The sequence below is a fragment of the Sedimentibacter hydroxybenzoicus DSM 7310 genome (genome assembly GCF_013403245.1).
In the GTDB taxonomy this organism is placed as follows: domain Bacteria; phylum Bacillota; class Clostridia; order Tissierellales; family Sedimentibacteraceae; genus Sedimentibacter; species Sedimentibacter hydroxybenzoicus.
This window is the reverse complement of the sequence record NZ_JACBNQ010000005.1, coordinates 62,294-78,607: the sequence shown is the minus strand read 5'-3', so window position 1 is coordinate 78,607 and position 16,314 is coordinate 62,294. Positions and strand designations below refer to the sequence as shown.

The following is a 16,314-nucleotide window of genomic DNA, read 5'->3' as shown; positions in this document are numbered from 1 at the left end:
CCGAGCGAAGCGAGGGATCTCACTATAAACCAGATGTCAATTCTGGCAGATTTTCTGACTTGACAAATAATTTCTTGTAACATATTATATAATAAAAATAAAATTAAACTGTTGAATGAGAGTAGTAAACATATGAAATTGAATTTCAGAGAGCTATCGAAGGTGAGAATATAGCATTTCAATCTATGTTGAATGGACTCATGAGGTCAACCCGAAAACTGTGTGAGTAGTCGTTGACGGAAATCCTAACCGTTATGAAGGAAGCATATGTTAGTATGTGAAAAGCTATTTGGGTGGCAAAACAGAATTATAGACTTCTGTCCCTTTGGGGCAGAAGTTTTTTGTGTATATGGAGGTATAAAAATGAAAAGAATTTTAACGGGTGACAGAACAACCGGAAAATTACATTTGGGACATTATGTAGGAAGTCTTCAAAACAGAGTAAAATTACAAGATGAATATGACACCTTTATTATATTAGCGGACATACAAGCGCTGACAACTCATTTTGAACAGCCTGGGTTAATTAATGAAGGTATATATGATGTTGCAATTGACAATCTATCAGTTGGTTTAGACCCAAGTAAGGTAACAATTTTTTTGCAGTCTAAGATAAGCGCAATTGCAGAGTTAACTGTATTTTATTCAATGATGGTTTCGGTAAATTCATTACGTCATAATCCAACTATAAAAACGGAAGCGAAGCAATACGGGTATGATGATTTAAGTTACGGTTTTTTAGGGTATCCCGTCAGTCAAACAGCAGATATTACCTTTTGCAACGCTGATTTAGTTCCGGTTGGAGAAGACCAGATTCCCCACATAGAATTAGGAAGAAAAATTGTGAGAAGATTTAATGATTTATATGGTAATGGCAGGATTATTATTAATGAGCCGGAAGCTTTAATCAGTGATATGCCTCGGCTTATTGGTCTGGATGGAAACTCTAAGATGGGTAAAAGTCTTGGTAATGCAATTTATCTGTCGGATAATGCTGAAGATGTAAATAAGAAGGTAAAATCAGCAGTAACTGATAAGAATAGGATAAGCGTAAAAGATAAGGGCAATCCGGATATATGTACAGTAAGTAAATATCATAAAGCATTCAATCGTGAAGATTATGGAAATATTTGCGAAATGTGCAGCGCTGCTAATATTGGTTGCGTAGCCTGCAAAAATATTTTATCAAAAAAGATAAATTTAATCCTCGAGCCATTTAGAGAAAAACGTGCTTATTATGAAAAAAATACTAAAGAAGTGCGTGATATTATACTTGATGGCAGTAGAAAAGCAAATATAATAGGGAATAAAACAGTTGAAAATATTAAAAATGCTATGAATATAGATATATAAATTAGTATGTTCATACTGCTGAAAACCTCGTTTATGCCATTGTTTTATTAACGTGTATGAAATTACCATAATTATCTTTTGTTTGACTTAAAAGTGATATGTCTATATAATTGTTAATGTTATATTAAGGATATGTATTTACAATTAGATAAGCTTTCTAACTTTACATATGGGAGGTATTTATGGATCCTGTGGCTTTTAGAATATTTGGAATAGATATAATGTGGTACGGTGTCTTAATTTCACTGGGAGTCCTTTTGGGAGTTTTCTTTGCGTTAAGAGAAGCAAAAAGAACCGGCTTTAAGGGAGATGATGTTCTTGATTTCTTATTAATGGCAATTCCGGCTGCAATAGTTGGTGCAAGAGCTTATTATGTGATATTTACCTGGGATTATTACAATGGGAATATTTCTGAAATTATCAACATAAGAAATGGCGGTCTTGCAATACACGGTGCGCTTATTGCAGGTGTTATAACGGGAATATTGTTTTGTAAGAAAAGAAAAATCAATGTGCTTGAGCTCCTTGACATATTAATCCCCAGTGTTGCGCTTGGGCAGGCAATAGGCAGATGGGGAAATTTTGTTAATCAGGAAGCACACGGAGGACCGACTGATTTACCGTGGGGAATAGTGGTTAACGGTCAAAAAGTACATCCCACATTTTTATATGAATCTATAATAAATTTTGCGGTATTTATATTTCTGACATGGTTTGCAAGAAAGAAGAAAACAACACACGGCCAGATTCTTGCTCTTTATCTGATTTTGTATTCGGCAGGCAGATTTTTCATCGAGGGGCTGAGAACAGACAGCCTGATGTTTTTAAACATGCGCATAGCACAGCTGATAAGCCTAGCCATGATATTATCAGGTACTGCTCTGTGGTATATAGTAAAAAAGAAAAATAGTTAGATCCTTCGCTAACGCTCAGGATGACAAAATAGCCTGCGGCTCTGTCATTCTGAACGTAGTGAAGAATCTCTTTTTTAGGGAGAGTGAAATTTAATGTACTATGTTTATATTATGACAAATAAATATAACAAAGTACTTTATACAGGTATTACCAATAACTTAGCACGCAGAGTTTATGAGCATAAAAATAATATTATTGAAGGTTTTACTTCAAAGTATAAAGTACATAGACTTGTTTATTATGATTATACTGAAAATGTTATGTCTGCTATTGAAAGAGAAAAACAAATAAAGGGTTGGTCAAGATATAAGAAAATAGAACTTATAGAATCAATGAATCCAATCTGGGAAGATTTATACGGAAAAATATTATAGCAAAAAGATGAGATCCTTCGCTAACGCTCAGGATGACACTGTCATTCAGAGGGCTTTAGCCCGAAGAATCTCTTTTTTTTATACAAAAATGAGGTTTTTTGCTAACGCTCAGGATGACAAAAATGCCGATTGAGATGACAAAAACTATCACTGTGTGGGAGAAAAAAATATTTTTCCAAAAAATAAAAATAATAGTGGCGTTTTTATCCCACATTGTGGTATAATATGCCCAGTAGGTGGTAGAAAATGTTTACTGGTGAATATATACATTCATTTGATGAGAAAGGAAGGGTTATAATTCCTTCCAAATTTAGAAACGAGCTTGGAGAAACATTTTATATCGGCAAGGGATTGGATAAGTGCTTGTTCATTTATCCTATTGAAACATGGACAGAATTTGTCGGTAAGCTTAAAAATTTATCCACCTTTAATAAAGAAGAAAGATTTTTCTTGCGTAGATTTGTTTCGGGATTCAGTGAATGTTCTTTCGATAAACAGGGAAGGATATTAGTACCGCCATCTCTGAGAGAGTTCAGTGAATTAAATTCAGAGGCTGTTGTGATAGGGGTTATCGACAGAATTGAAATTTGGAACAAAGACAGCTGGGATGATTATTCTAACAACGATGAATATGATTTTGACAGCATAGCAGAAAAAATGTCAGATTTGGGGATAGGACTATAGGGGAGGAGCCATATGGATTACAGACATACTTCGGTTTTATTGAATGAAGCTATCCAGGGGCTTAATATAAAATCAGACGGAATTTATGTTGATGCAACCTTGGGAGGCGGAGGTCATACCTTCGAAATACTTAAACATGTAACTAAGGGTAAGGTTATTGGTATTGACCAGGATGATTATGCCATTGAGAGAGCAACAGAAAGATTAAAGGATTATGACAACTTCATAGCTGTTAAAAATAATTTCAGCAATATAAAAGAAGTTTTGAAAGAATTACATATAGATAAAATTGATGGGATAATATTTGATTTGGGTGTTTCGTCTTTCCAGTTAGATATACCGGAAAGAGGGTTCAGCTACAATCATGACATGCCTCTTGATATGAGAATGGATAAGAGCGGTACGATTACTGCAAGACATATAGTTAACGGGTATGAAGAAAATGAATTATCTCGAATAATCTGGGAATACGGTGAGGAAAAGTGGGCATCAAGAATAGCAAAATTCATCGTACAGGAAAGAGAAAGTGAATTTATAGAAACTACAGGTCAGCTTGTAAGCATCATTAAAAAAGCAATACCCAAGCAAGTCAGACAAGAAGGTTCGCATCCTGCCAAAAGAACATTTCAAGCAATAAGAATAGAAGTTAACAGGGAGCTTGAAATACTTGAAAACACTTTTAGGGATGCTGTTGAATGTTTGAAACAGGGCGGAAGAATTTGTGTTATAACATTCCATTCCTTAGAGGACAGAATAGTTAAAAATACGTTTGCTGATTTGAACAAAGACTGTGTATGTCCGCCGGAATTTCCTAAGTGTATATGCAGCCACAGAAGAAAATTAAAAATAATAACTAAAAAGCCAATTATTCCATCAGATGATGAAATAAATGAAAATCACAGAGCACACAGTGCAAAGCTAAGAATAGGAGAGAGGGTGTAATAAGTGTCAGCATTAAGAAAAGAAGTAATTGATATTGATTATGGACAAGAACTGAATTCTCCCAATAAAAAACGAATAAAAAGAAATAAGAAAAATAATAATATTATAGAAAGTATAAAAAATACGGTCATGATCGCTATAACTTTTATTCTTGGAATTATAATAGTGTATAACTATGCCATAATAACAGACAAACAGATGGAACTGTATACATTGAATAAAGACATAGTGAATCTTAATAATGACATAGCCGCTTATGACATAGCTCTTGAAAGTATCAAAAATACAAACAGTATAGAAGAATTGGCTAAAACATATTTAGGGATGAATTATCCCACAAGGAAACAAACCGTATTTGTTGATTTTAAATATGGAAGCCCTGAAGCAACGGAGGATGAAACTGTTAAAGCAAAAGAGAAAGGCCATAATATACTATTGGGTATAGTAGATAAGGTGGTAAGTTTCATTCAATAGGGGGTGCAGCAATGAAAAAGCGTATTAAAAGCACTACTAACCTTCAAAATAAAAGAAGAATGTTGGTATTTTTGCTTTTCTTTTTTTTAGCTACAATTGGATTGATAGTTAAGTTAGGATTTATACAAATAATCGACGGTGAAGAATATAAAAAGCAAGCCATGGAAAACTGGTCCCGGGATATTACCATAAGTGCCAAAAGAGGGACAATTTATGATGCTAAAGGTAAGAAACTGTCGGTAAGCGTTAATTCAAGTACGGTAGTATGTATTCCTGCCGACGTTAAAAAGGGTAATTTATCAGCTAATGAAGATACATCCGACGCAGAAGAGGATGGTGGATTCCTTACCGGTTTGCTTAAAAAATTAAACAAATCAATCAGTAAAAATACTGCAGGTGAATCCATTCCGATTAATAAGAGAACACCTGAGGAAACTGCTAAAATTTTAGCAGAAATTTTGGAAATGGATTATGATGAAGTGTTAAGCAGAATTACTTCTGATTATTCATATGTGGCTATAAAAAGATGGATAACCGAAGAGCAGGCACAAAAAATTCGTGAACAGGAGCTAAGCGGTATAAGTGTTATTGAGGATAATAAACGCGTCTATCCATATGGCGACTTTGCACCTTATGTACTTGGCTTTACAAACATTGATCAGGACGGACTCTATGGAGTTGAGGCTACATATAATGAATATCTGACCGGAATACCGGGAAGGACTGTTATAAATACAGATGCTATCGGCAGGGAACTTCCCTTTGGCTACAATTCTTATTATGAGCCTACAAACGGCTTGGGTGTTGTTTTAACTATTGATGAGGTTATACAGCATTATGCTGAGTCGGCGGCACTAAAGGTTTTAAATGATTATAATGCTTTAAGGGCTACGATTATAGTGATGGACCCAAATAACGGCGATGTGCTTGCTATGTCGTCAAAGCCGGATTATGATCCCAATGATCCAAGGGTACCCATAGATGAAGAAATTAAGGCACAGTGGGAAACATTGTCTGAAGATGAACTAAGAAATGCCTGGTTCGACATGTGGAGGAACCCGGCTGTTAACGATATATATGAACCGGGTTCTACGTTTAAATTATTGACTACAGCCATTGCTCTTGAAGAAAATGCAGCAAGCCTGGATTCAACATATTTCTGTGATGGCTTTGTAAGACAAATTACCAGCAACAACATAAAGTGCTGGAGATATTACAGACCCCACGGACAGCAAACATTGTCTGAAGCAATTCAGAATTCATGCAACGATGCACTTGCAGAAATAGGTCTTGATATAGGTAAGGAGGCATTTTATAAATATTTAAAAGCTTTCGGTTTAGAGGAACAATCAGGAATTATGCTGAACGGAGAAGCATTGGGACTTTTAAAAGAGCCTATAAATATGAAGGATGTCGATGTTGTAACACAAGCATTCGGTCAAGGTGTAGCTGTTTCTCCGATACAATTGATTACAGCGGTTTCTGCAATATCCAACGGCGGAAATTTAATGGAACCTCGAATCGTAAAGCAGTTAATAGACGATGACGGAAATGTTGTTGAAAACTTCGAGTCTGAAATAAGAAGAAAAGTTATTTCCGATGAAACAAGTAAGATGATGCTTTCTATAATGAAGGATTCCGCTGAAGCAGGAACTAAGCAGGCGTACAGACCGGGATACAGAATAGGCGGAAAATCAGGTACAGCTCAAAAGGTTATAGATGGAAAATATATTGACAGCAAATTCATATCATCCTTTATCGGAACTGCACCGGTTGATAATCCAAGGGCGGTTGTTCTTGTAATAGTTGATGAGCCGGACGTTAGCATAGGATATTACGGAAGTATTGTTGCCGGACCTGTTGCAGCAGATCTTCTGGAAAATATCATGAAATATTATGATGTAGAACCGGTTTATACCGAGGAAGAGTTAGGTCACGTTGAGAAGCAAATGGTTCAGGTTCCGGAATTACTGGGACTTACAATTGCTGAAGCAATGGATAAATTAATAAGAGCAGGCTTGGAAAGCAACATAGAAATAGAGGTAGATGAAAACAGTATTGTTAAGCAGCAGTTCCCTAAAGCAGGAGAAATGGTTACGAAGAACTCTATGATTACTTTGATTCTAAATTAGGCAGCTGTAAAAGCCTATAAATTGACATAAATCTACGGAACGCAAATTGCGTTCCTTTTTACGAATTCTCAGTATTTGAAAGGCTGAAATTCTTTACTGCTCGACTGCCCGGAATGAGAGAAAATGGGCGTATGCGTTTATTAATAATGGCAAATGATACAAGATTGCGGATATCTAAAATTATTGTAAATGAATTTTAAATATGATAAAATTGCATATAATACATACAATTAATTAAGGGGAGCATTAAAATGGATATTGATAACCTTCTGAAAGAATTAAATCATAAAAGCTACTTCGGCAATAAAAGTATAGAAATCAAAGGTATTACAAATGATTCTAAAAAGGTAAAAAACGGTGATATTTTCGTTGCAATCAAAGGTTATACCAATGATGGGCACAATTTTATTGAAAATGCTTTCGTTAACGGGGCAGCAGCCGTTTTATGCGACCACATCCCTGAAAATGTTAATAATAAGGGTAATTTTATAGTTGTAGAGAATCCGAGACAATCTATGGCGGCGGCAGCAAACATAATATACGGATGTCCTTCAGAAAGTATAAACTTAGTCGGAGTGACCGGTACAAACGGAAAAACAAGTACTACGTACCTGCTTAAGGGAATTTATGATTATTTAGGCAAAAAGTCCGGAATTATAGGTACTATGGGTGTCTTAATAGAGGGAGAAAAAATTAAGGTTGATAATACAACTCCTGAAGCCGCAGATTTGCAGAAATATTTTGCCAAAATGGTTGAAAAGGATATAAATCATTGTTTTATGGAGATTTCTTCACACGCATTAGAACTGAACAGAGTTGACAATATATCCATTGACGTAGGTATTTTTACGAATTTGACGAGAGATCACCTTGATTTTCATAATACGATGGAAAATTACTATCAGGCGAAGAAAAAATTATTTCATATCACTAAGGTAAACAACATTATAAACGTTGACGATTCATATGGAGAAAGATTATATACTGAACTTAAGGAAGAAGGCTTTAAGGCGATTTCAATAGGTATTGAAAATAATGCCGACATAAAGGCAAGCAATTTAGTTACTACAATGAAGGGAACCGATTTTGATTTGGAAATAGACGGCAGTGTTAAAAAGGTTCATGTAAATACTCCAGGTAAGTTCAGTGTTTTAAACTCTCTTGGTGCCTTGGGTGCTGCCTGGTCATTGGGAATAAATATCGATGATATAATTGAAGCTCTCGATAAAATCAAAGGTGTGACAGGCAGATTTGAAATGCTTGAAAATAAGCTTGACTGTATTATTGTATTAGATTTTGCGCATACTCCGGACGGATTACAAAAGGTTATGGAAACTATAGATGAATTTGCACAAGGCAGGAAAATAGTTATGTTTGGTGCCGGAGGCGAAAGAGACTTGTCAAGACGCGGCCCCATGGGTGAAATTGCAGGTAAATATTGTGATTTAAGCATACTTACATCAGACAATCCAAGATTTGAGGATCCATATGATATATGCCTCGAAATAGCTGAGGGTGTAAAAAAATACAACGGTAAATATGAAATTATCATAGAGAGGGATAAGGCAATTTATTATGCTATTGACAACTCAAAGAGCAAGGATGTAATATTACTTGCGGGAAAATCAACAGAACCATATCAGGATATGGGAGTAGAAAAAGTTCCATACGACGAAGGTACTATTGCCAAGAACGCCATTAAGGATGTTGAGAGAAAAAGGGGATTGTCAATGTAAGGGGACACACCTTTAATATCCTCAAATTACACCTCTGACCCAAATTACGATAAGGAGTTTAAAATGCAAGCAAACGGACAAATATTAAGGGTAATAATCGTATCTTTTCTCATAGCTATTTTTCTCGGACCGGTTGTAATTCCGGTATTAAAGAGACTGAAAGTAGGACAAAGCATCCGGGAGGAGGGGCCTAAGAGTCATTTCACAAAAGCCGGAACTCCCACAATGGGTGGAATTATTATAATTCTAGCAGTTATAATTTCATTGTTTACCAGTGGCTACTATACGCAGGAAATATGGGCAGGATTGTTTTTTACTATAGGCTTTGGTTTCATAGGATTTTTAGATGACTATATAAAGGTTGTGCTTAAACGTAATCTAGGGTTAAGGGCATATCAAAAAATCATCGGACAGCTTATATTTGCTTTCCTGCTTGCATTATATGGTTCAAGACACAGTGCAGAAGGTACAAAATTAATAATCCCCTTTATTAATACATACATAGATTTAGGAGTTTTATATATACCTTTTGTTTTATTTGTAGTTTTAGGAACTGTAAATGCAGTTAATCTGACAGACGGATTAGATGGATTAAACACAGGAGTTACGTTGATAGTTATGGCAGCTTTTAGCCTGATAGCAAACAGCATGAAAGATGAAAGTATTATTTATGAAGGTATATCTATTTTTTCTGCGGGAATTTCAGGTGCATGCCTTGGATTCTTAAAGCATAATGCAAATCCTGCCAAGGCATTTATGGGTGATACCGGCTCGTTGGCATTAGGGGGTGCCGTATCTGTGGTAGCCGTTCTGTCAAATATGGTTTTACTTATTCCAATAATCGGCGGGATTTATTTTGCAGAAGCACTTTCTGTAATCATACAGGTTTTATATTATAAAAGAACTAAAAAGAGAGTTTTTAAAATGGCTCCCTTGCATCATCATTTTGAAATGTGCGGCTGGAAGGAAACAAAGGTAGTAGCTGTTTTTTGGATCGCAACGGTTATACTTGCATTTATAGGCATTTATTCTGTATAGATAACATACAATATTAGTGGGCTTTTTTAGGATAGTGAGGTACTTAAATGAAAGATAAAAATATACTTGTTGTCGGGCTTGGTGTTTCCGGCATAGCATGTATCAAGGGATTAGATAAATTAGGAGCACATATATTTGTATATGATGAATCCCCGAAAGAAAAATGTACTGAGAAGTTACAGGAGCTGAAAGAAATAGAAGCATCATATTTTTTTGGTAATGATGAAATAGATAAAATAAATTTCGATACAATTGATTTAGCAATTAAAAGTCCGGGAATAAAATATGAAGTACCCATTATAAAGACGCTTATAGAAAAAAATATAAAAGTTGTAAGTGATATTGAAGCAGCTTACAAGATTACTGATGCAACCATTGTTTCCATAACAGGAACAAACGGAAAGACGACTACTACAACCCTGATTGGTGAAATTGTAAAGGAAAGCAGGAAAAAATACAAGGTTACAGGTAATATCGGTTCCGGAATGTTTTATGATTCTATTAACTCCGACGAGGAAGATGTACTTGTGGCGGAAGTCAGCAGTTTTCAGCTTGCGGGAACAATTGATTATAAACCTCATATAGCGGTTATAACAAACATAACTCCTGATCATATGGATTTTCATCACACATATGAGAATTATATTGATGCGAAATTCAGAAACGTAGCAAATCAGGATGAGGATGATTATGCAATATTAAATTACGAAGATAAAATAGTAATGGGTTTTATTGATAAGATTAAAGCTAAAAAAATATTTTTCAGTTCTGAACGCATATTAGATGAAGGAATATATGTGTATGACGAAAAAATCATGTATAGTCGGGACGGAAAAAAAGAATTTATTATAAATATAAATGATATATTTATACCCGGAAAGCATAATTTGGAAAATGTAATGTGTGCGGTAGGTGCTGCCCTAAGCTTAGGTATCAGTACGCAAACTATCGCAAACGTACTGAAGAATTTTAAAGGAGTGGAGCATAGATTAGAATTTTGCGCAGAATTTAATGGTGTAAAGTTTTATAATGATTCCAAGGGAACGAATCCCGATGCATCAATTAAGGCAATTCAAGGAATAGAAAAACCTATAATCCTAATAGCAGGCGGATATGACAAAGATTCTTCTTACGATGAGTTTATTAAAAGCTTTGACGATAAGGTAAAGAGCCTGATTTTATTGGGACAGACGGCAGATAAAATTGAAGCCTGTGCAAGAAGCTACGGTTTTACAGATATATACAGAGTGGAAAATATGGATGAAGCAGTTAAAGAATGTTTTGAACGAAGTGTGGAGGGGGATAATGTCGTACTGTCTCCCGCATGCGCAAGCTGGGGTATGTATCCTAATTATGAAGTTAGAGGAAGAGATTTTAAGGAGAGGGTAAACTATTATGGAGGGAACAGTACAAAAGCAAAGTAGAAAAACTTCTATGGACTGGGTATTGGTATTTGTTGTGGTAGTATTGGTACTCTTTGGTTTTTTGATGGTTTATAGTTCCAGCTTTCCTGATGGATACTATAAATTTGATAAAGACCCCTTTTACTTTCTGAAAAAACAGGTAATTGCGGCTGTTGCAGGATTTGTCGGAATGATTTTTATAGCTAATATACCTTATAAAATTTATGCGAAATTCAACAAGATTATTTTAATAGCATGTGTTGGCTTTGCCTTGCTTACGATAATCATAGGTATCGCTTCCAACGGTGCCCAAAGATGGATTATCATTGGAGGTATATCGCTCCAGCCCTCAGAAATAATAAAAATAGGCGGAGTTTTATACATGGCTTATTATTTTGATAAGAACAGAAAAAACATCAGCTCTCTCAAAAAAGGATTTTTTCCTTCGATGATATTAATCGGCTTTTTTTGTTTGTTGATTGCTATACAGGACGACTTGAGCACAGCAGTTATATTGGGAGGAACGTTGATGGTGATGTTCTTTTGTGCGGGGGCAAAAATGGCTCATTTAGTCGTATTGTTCCTGCTTGCGGTTGCAGGTGTCATAGTTTTAATTTCCATGGAAACCTACAGAATAACAAGGATCATCGTATTCTTTGATCCGTTTAAATACCCGCTGAATGAAGGATATCAGATAATCCAGTCACTTTATGCTTTGGGAACAGGCGGGCTGTTTGGAATGGGCATAGGAAAAAGCAGACAAAAGTTTTTTCATCTGCCGGAAGCATACAATGACTTTATATTTTCAATAATCGGAGAAGAGCTTGGGTTTATCGGATGTGTATTTGTGATTCTTGGTTTTGTTATTTTTGCATGGAGAGGATTAAGAATTTCCATGAATACAGACGATTTTTTTGGAAGTCAGGTGGCTCTTGGTATAACAACTCTGGTATTACTTCAATTTTTAATACATGTTGCGGTTGCAACCTCATCGATGCCACCTACAGGAAGGGCATTGCCTTTCATAAGTGCGGGAGGTTCTTCCCTGATGTTTTTATTGTTATCAATGGGCATATTATTGAATATATCGAAATATTCGAATACATACAGGAGTTGAAAATGAGAGTACTTATTACAGGCGGAGGAACCGGAGGGCACATCAACCCTGCATTGGCAATAGCGCAAAAGGTCAGACAGCAAGATCCGTATAATGAAATTTTGTATGTGGGAACAAAGACAGGTCTTGAAAGTGAACTGATTCCTAAGGAAGGATTTGAATTTAAATACGTTACGGCAAAATTTCTGCGAAGGAAAATAAGCATAGAAAATGTAAAAACTTTTTTCGCTTCTGTTAAAGGAGTTATGGAGGCAGCGAAAATTATTAACGATTTTAAGCCGGACATCGTTGTGGGAACCGGCGGATACGTATGTGGACCTGTGGTATTGGCGGCTAGTCTGAAAAAAGTACCTACAATGATTCATGAGCAAAATGTTTTTCCGGGTATTACAAACAGAATGCTTGCAAAGGTAGCAGACGTTGTAGCAATAAGCTTTAACGAAGCGGAAAAATATTTTCCCGGGCAAGTGAGAGATAAGCTTATTTTGGTTGGAAATCCGGTCAGAAAAGATATACTGAATGCTGACAGAAGAAAATCAAGAGCTAGGTTAAACTTACGGTCTGACGACATATTAATATATTCGTTTGGAGGAAGCGGCGGGCAGATAAGCTTAAATGAGGCAATTATAGATGTTATTAAAAAATACAACGGACAAAATGGTATCAGTATAATTCACGTTACAGGCAAAAAACTACATGATGGATTTATGGATAAAATTGAAGAGGAAAAGATAATATTAGATGAAAATATAGAAATCAAGGATTATATGTATGATGCTGCTACCGCTTTATCAGGGGCCGATATAGTTATCGGAAGCGCGGGAGCAATAACAATAGCTGAAATAACATTATTGGGGGTGCCATCAATACTTATACCCAAGACATACACTGCGGAAAACCATCAGGAATATAATGCAAGAGCATTGGAAAAGGAAGGTGCCGCAAAGGTAATTTTAGAGAAGGATTTATCAGGCAAAGAGCTTATTAAGGCTATAGAGGATATTATCAAGAATAAAAATTTATTAAAAACGATGGCTTTAAATTCTAAAAGAATGGGAAATGCAGACGTGGAAAATAAAATTTATGAATCAATGGTAAAATTGGTAGGCAGTAAATCCGGAAGTAACAAGTAATCAAACTTTGCATAACATATTATATGTAATACTTGTTGCGGAGGGATAAAGATGGGAAGTTTTATTATTCAGGGAAGTAAAGGCTTAGAAGGCATAGTTGATATCGGCGGATCTAAAAATGCGGCGCTTCCTATAATAGCAAGTACAGTTATATGCCCAAGAGAATACATTCTTGAGAATATACCTGATATAGAAGATGTAAAAGATATGTTTGATATACTGCATACCATGGGATGTAAAATTCAGTATGAGGATGGAGTTGCGTTGATTGATACGAGAGACCTTAATACCTTCAAGGTTCCGGAGAAGCTTGTAAGGAAAATAAGGTCATCTATAATTTTAATGGGCGCTGTGCTTCAAAGGACAGGCAATGTTGAGATTGCATATCCCGGAGGATGTGAAATAGGTCTTAGGCCGATTGATTTACACTTAAAGGGACTAAGAAAATTAGGTGTCGAAATAGTTGAAAAAAACGGGTTATTGATAGGAACTGTCAAAGAGCCTGAAGGAATTGAAATTTCGCTTGATTATCCAAGTGTCGGCGCTACGGAAAATATAATGCTGTATGCTGTGGGTGTTCCGGGAAAGACTACAATTTATAATCCGGCAAGAGAACCTGAAATTGTGGATTTGCAGAATTTTTTGAATATTTGCGGATATGAAATAAGCGGGGCCGGCACCGGTGTTATTACTATTGAAGGAAAAAATATTAAAAGTACAGAAACTGTTGAATATAAAATTATATCCGACCGTATTGAGGCAGGAACTTATTTGAGTGCAGCCGCATCGATGAAGAGCAAAATTTACATAAGAAACATTGAAAAATCTCATTTTAAGTCGATAACTTCAATTTATGAAGATGCAGGTTGTGAAATAAGGGAAACAAAAGGAACAATAGTTATAAAAAATAGTGGCAGGTTAAATGCTATAGAAAAAGTAACTACTCAACCGTATCCGGGATTTCCGACGGATATGCAGGCGCAGTTCATGGCTTCCATGGCAACTGCCAATGGTATAACGATTATTGAAGAAACTGTTTTTGACAGCAGGTTTAAACATGTGCCTGAGCTTCAGAAAATGGGAGCAAATATAACCACAATAGGAAGAGTTGCCGTAGTGGAAGGTGTAGAGAGGCTGACAGGTGCAGAAGTTGAGTCAAAGGATTTAAGAGGCGGAGCTGCATTGGTTATTGCCGCTTTAGGAGCTGAGGGAACAACTAAAATAAATAATATTTATCACATAAACAGAGGATACGAAAAATTTGTTACGAAATTACAGAATTTAGGTGTAATAATAACAGAGGTTTAGAGGAAGGGGGACACACACCTTAATATGAATGGGGACACACCTTTAGTATAGGGATAGTCTTTGAAGTATAAGGAATGTCCCCAATAGAAGGAATAGTCTTTGGAGTATAAGGAATGTCCCCCAAATGTGAGCGTTCGGAAGGACAAAATACAAAAGGAACTGCTATGGCAAAAGAAAAAGCAATAAAAAAACGAAAGAAGAAAAAAAGAAAGTTTAGAAAGCTATTCGTCAGTACAGCAGCTTTTATAACAGCTGCTGTAATTGTTGTTTTTTGTATTTACTATGTTTATTACGAAACAGATTATTTTAACGTAGCAGAGGTTAAAATTGAGGGTAATTTAGTCTATGATAATCAGTTTATATTGGACAGCTCAGAAATAGAAACAGGCGAAAAATTATTCAGTGTTGACAGAAATGATGTGAAAGAAAGGCTGCAGCAGCAGGTATACGTTGAGCATGCAAGGGTAGTGTACGAGCTTCCGAATAAAATCTACATACATATAACCGAAAGACAGGAAAAATATCAGATATATTACAATAATAATTATGTCGTAACAGATAAAAATGGGATTGCATTAAAGGCGGATACAACAAATAATCAACTAAAAACTATTGAAAGTTTAACTGATGTATTATACAATGTAGGAGAAGAAATTAAATTCACCGGCATAGACAATGTTAAAAGTATTTTTGAAGCAATTGATTACATAGAAAGTGAATTTGATTCTGAAACCGTGACAAATTTTTGGGTTAATAAAAACAACAGTATTTTATTGGAAACCAAGTATGGTACATTCATTAAAATGATGCTTAGCGAAGATGTTAAGTATCAGGCAGTATTTGCAATGAAAATAATCAATGAAAGATTAAATAACAATTTACCTGTTTTCAACGGACTTATAGATTTTACCAAGGGGGATATTACAATATACGTAGAGGACTTTAATATGGAGGAATATAATGAATAAACTTTGGCAGAAAATTATGTTGTTTATAATAAGTGTCATTTTGGGGATTGTATTAATGACTCAAATTCGTACAACAAATAATGTATTGGGAAATGAAACTCCTCATAATAAAGCTTCTGATTTGAACAGTGAATTTGCAGCACTGACTCTTGAGAAAAACAAACTGAGAGAAGAATTGGATCAGCTTAAAGAGAATTCAAGGAAAAATGAAGAAGCATACAAGCGAAAAGAAGAAGAGCTTGACAGGCTGATGAAAGAGCTTGAAAAACAAAAGATATTGTCCGGATTTTATGATGTTAAGGGTGAAGGAACAATTATCACTATAGATGCCGAACCAAACGCTGCCAGCATAGCGTACGGTCATCAGTATATACTTGCATTGATAAGCTACTTAAACAATGCAGGTGTGGAAGCAATTTCAATTAACGGTCAAAGATATACAAACTATACTGAAATTGTACCTGTGCTGGATCATATTAACATTAACGGTGTTGCAATGGTGTTGCCGTTAGAAATAAAGGCAATAGGATTTTCAAGAACCATTGAAGCATCATTGAACTTCGTGGGAGGAATTGTTTCTCAGCTTGGAAACATAGGTTATACAGTTGAAATTGAAAGTTCTCCTGAAATATTTATTAATAGATATGACGGTGAAATAGAGTTTAAATACGCTGTTCCTGTGTATGTGGAAGACGATATGGGTCTTTAAGAAACGGAGGAGATTGTTATAAAACTTA

The 16,314-nt window shown here is 35.5% G+C and carries 15 protein-coding genes; all 15 read left to right on the top strand.

All coding sequences use genetic code 11. The features are described from left to right. The first annotated feature begins 363 nt into the window (after positions 1-363). The 15 genes from trpS to HZF24_RS07155 all read left to right on the top strand — a co-directional run bounded on the left by trpS (position 364) and on the right by HZF24_RS07155 (position 16,286). Positions 364-1,353, top strand: coding sequence for a tryptophan--tRNA ligase (trpS, locus tag HZF24_RS07225; RefSeq protein ID WP_179237623.1), 990 nt, complete (start codon positions 364-366; stop codon positions 1,351-1,353). Between the two features lie 182 nt (positions 1,354-1,535). After that, positions 1,536-2,267 carry a prolipoprotein diacylglyceryl transferase gene (gene lgt, locus HZF24_RS07220; RefSeq protein ID WP_179237622.1) on the top strand — a complete coding sequence of 244 codons (732 nt, stop codon included), beginning with the start codon at positions 1,536-1,538 and terminating at the stop codon, positions 2,265-2,267. A 93-nt stretch (positions 2,268-2,360) separates the two neighbouring features. Next, a complete protein-coding gene (locus HZF24_RS07215; RefSeq protein WP_179237621.1) occupies positions 2,361-2,642 on the top strand; it encodes a GIY-YIG nuclease family protein in 282 nt (93 codons plus the stop codon). A gap of 246 nt (positions 2,643-2,888) precedes the next feature. After that, the gene (gene mraZ, locus HZF24_RS07210) at positions 2,889-3,326 is read left to right on the top strand and encodes a division/cell wall cluster transcriptional repressor MraZ (RefSeq protein ID WP_179237620.1); all 438 of its coding nucleotides are present in this window, start codon (positions 2,889-2,891) and stop codon (positions 3,324-3,326) included. Between the two features lie 12 nt (positions 3,327-3,338). Next, the gene (rsmH, locus tag HZF24_RS07205) at positions 3,339-4,268 is read left to right on the top strand and encodes a 16S rRNA (cytosine(1402)-N(4))-methyltransferase RsmH (RefSeq protein WP_179237619.1); all 930 of its coding nucleotides are present in this window, start codon (positions 3,339-3,341) and stop codon (positions 4,266-4,268) included. 3 nt (positions 4,269-4,271) lie between these two features. After that, the gene (locus tag HZF24_RS07200; protein WP_179237618.1) at positions 4,272-4,742 is read left to right on the top strand and encodes an FtsB/FtsL family cell division protein; all 471 of its coding nucleotides are present in this window, start codon (positions 4,272-4,274) and stop codon (positions 4,740-4,742) included. 11 nt (positions 4,743-4,753) lie between these two features. Then, positions 4,754-6,874, top strand: coding sequence for a penicillin-binding transpeptidase domain-containing protein (locus tag HZF24_RS07195; protein ID WP_179237617.1), 2,121 nt, complete (start codon positions 4,754-4,756; stop codon positions 6,872-6,874). A gap of 251 nt (positions 6,875-7,125) precedes the next feature. Beyond that, positions 7,126-8,610: a UDP-N-acetylmuramoyl-L-alanyl-D-glutamate--2,6-diaminopimelate ligase gene (locus HZF24_RS07190; RefSeq protein ID WP_179237616.1), complete on the top strand. Its 1,485-nt coding sequence runs from the start codon at positions 7,126-7,128 to the stop codon at positions 8,608-8,610. Between the two features lie 63 nt (positions 8,611-8,673). Next, positions 8,674-9,648 carry a phospho-N-acetylmuramoyl-pentapeptide-transferase gene (gene mraY, locus HZF24_RS07185; RefSeq protein WP_179237615.1) on the top strand — a complete coding sequence of 325 codons (975 nt, stop codon included), beginning with the start codon at positions 8,674-8,676 and terminating at the stop codon, positions 9,646-9,648. A gap of 47 nt (positions 9,649-9,695) precedes the next feature. Further along, complete coding sequence (gene murD, locus HZF24_RS07180) at positions 9,696-11,072, top strand: UDP-N-acetylmuramoyl-L-alanine--D-glutamate ligase (RefSeq protein ID WP_179237614.1); 1,377 nt, start codon at positions 9,696-9,698, stop codon at positions 11,070-11,072. Then, entirely contained in the window at positions 11,044-12,168 is a 1,125-nt protein-coding gene (ftsW, locus tag HZF24_RS07175) for a putative lipid II flippase FtsW (protein ID WP_179237613.1), read from the top strand. The genes murD and ftsW overlap by 29 nt, the downstream gene beginning before the upstream one ends. A gap of 2 nt (positions 12,169-12,170) precedes the next feature. Then, a complete protein-coding gene (murG, locus tag HZF24_RS07170; RefSeq protein ID WP_179237612.1) occupies positions 12,171-13,301 on the top strand; it encodes an undecaprenyldiphospho-muramoylpentapeptide beta-N-acetylglucosaminyltransferase in 1,131 nt (376 codons plus the stop codon). 51 nt (positions 13,302-13,352) lie between these two features. Further along, positions 13,353-14,609, top strand: a complete 1,257-nt coding sequence (gene murA / locus HZF24_RS07165; protein ID WP_179237611.1) for a UDP-N-acetylglucosamine 1-carboxyvinyltransferase — start codon at positions 13,353-13,355, stop codon at positions 14,607-14,609. A gap of 113 nt (positions 14,610-14,722) precedes the next feature. Further along, positions 14,723-15,577 (top strand): cell division protein FtsQ/DivIB, encoded by an 855-nt coding sequence (locus HZF24_RS07160; RefSeq protein WP_179237610.1) that lies wholly within the window; start codon positions 14,723-14,725, stop codon positions 15,575-15,577. After that, complete coding sequence (locus HZF24_RS07155) at positions 15,570-16,286, top strand: DUF881 domain-containing protein (protein WP_179237609.1); 717 nt, start codon at positions 15,570-15,572, stop codon at positions 16,284-16,286. Before HZF24_RS07160 ends, HZF24_RS07155 begins: the two co-directional genes overlap by 8 nt. Positions 16,287-16,314: the final 28 nt, after the last annotated feature.

What these genes read in the sequence shown, in the direction of transcription:
- trpS (WP_179237623.1), top strand. Translation starts at nt 364, where the DNA reads ATGAAAAGAATTTTAACGGGTGACAGAACAACCGGAAAATTACATTTG.
- lgt (WP_179237622.1), top strand. Translation starts at nt 1,536, where the DNA reads ATGGATCCTGTGGCTTTTAGAATATTTGGAATAGATATAATGTGGTAC.
- HZF24_RS07215 (WP_179237621.1), top strand. Translation starts at nt 2,361, where the DNA reads ATGTACTATGTTTATATTATGACAAATAAATATAACAAAGTACTTTAT.
- mraZ (WP_179237620.1), top strand. Translation starts at nt 2,889, where the DNA reads ATGTTTACTGGTGAATATATACATTCATTTGATGAGAAAGGAAGGGTT.
- rsmH (WP_179237619.1), top strand. Translation starts at nt 3,339, where the DNA reads ATGGATTACAGACATACTTCGGTTTTATTGAATGAAGCTATCCAGGGG.
- HZF24_RS07195 (WP_179237617.1), top strand. Translation starts at nt 4,754, where the DNA reads ATGAAAAAGCGTATTAAAAGCACTACTAACCTTCAAAATAAAAGAAGA.
- HZF24_RS07190 (WP_179237616.1), top strand. Translation starts at nt 7,126, where the DNA reads ATGGATATTGATAACCTTCTGAAAGAATTAAATCATAAAAGCTACTTC.
- mraY (WP_179237615.1), top strand. Translation starts at nt 8,674, where the DNA reads ATGCAAGCAAACGGACAAATATTAAGGGTAATAATCGTATCTTTTCTC.
- murD (WP_179237614.1), top strand. Translation starts at nt 9,696, where the DNA reads ATGAAAGATAAAAATATACTTGTTGTCGGGCTTGGTGTTTCCGGCATA.
- ftsW (WP_179237613.1), top strand. Translation starts at nt 11,044, where the DNA reads ATGGAGGGAACAGTACAAAAGCAAAGTAGAAAAACTTCTATGGACTGG.
- murG (WP_179237612.1), top strand. Translation starts at nt 12,171, where the DNA reads ATGAGAGTACTTATTACAGGCGGAGGAACCGGAGGGCACATCAACCCT.
- murA (WP_179237611.1), top strand. Translation starts at nt 13,353, where the DNA reads ATGGGAAGTTTTATTATTCAGGGAAGTAAAGGCTTAGAAGGCATAGTT.
- HZF24_RS07160 (WP_179237610.1), top strand. Translation starts at nt 14,723, where the DNA reads ATGTCCCCCAAATGTGAGCGTTCGGAAGGACAAAATACAAAAGGAACT.
- HZF24_RS07155 (WP_179237609.1), top strand. Translation starts at nt 15,570, where the DNA reads ATGAATAAACTTTGGCAGAAAATTATGTTGTTTATAATAAGTGTCATT.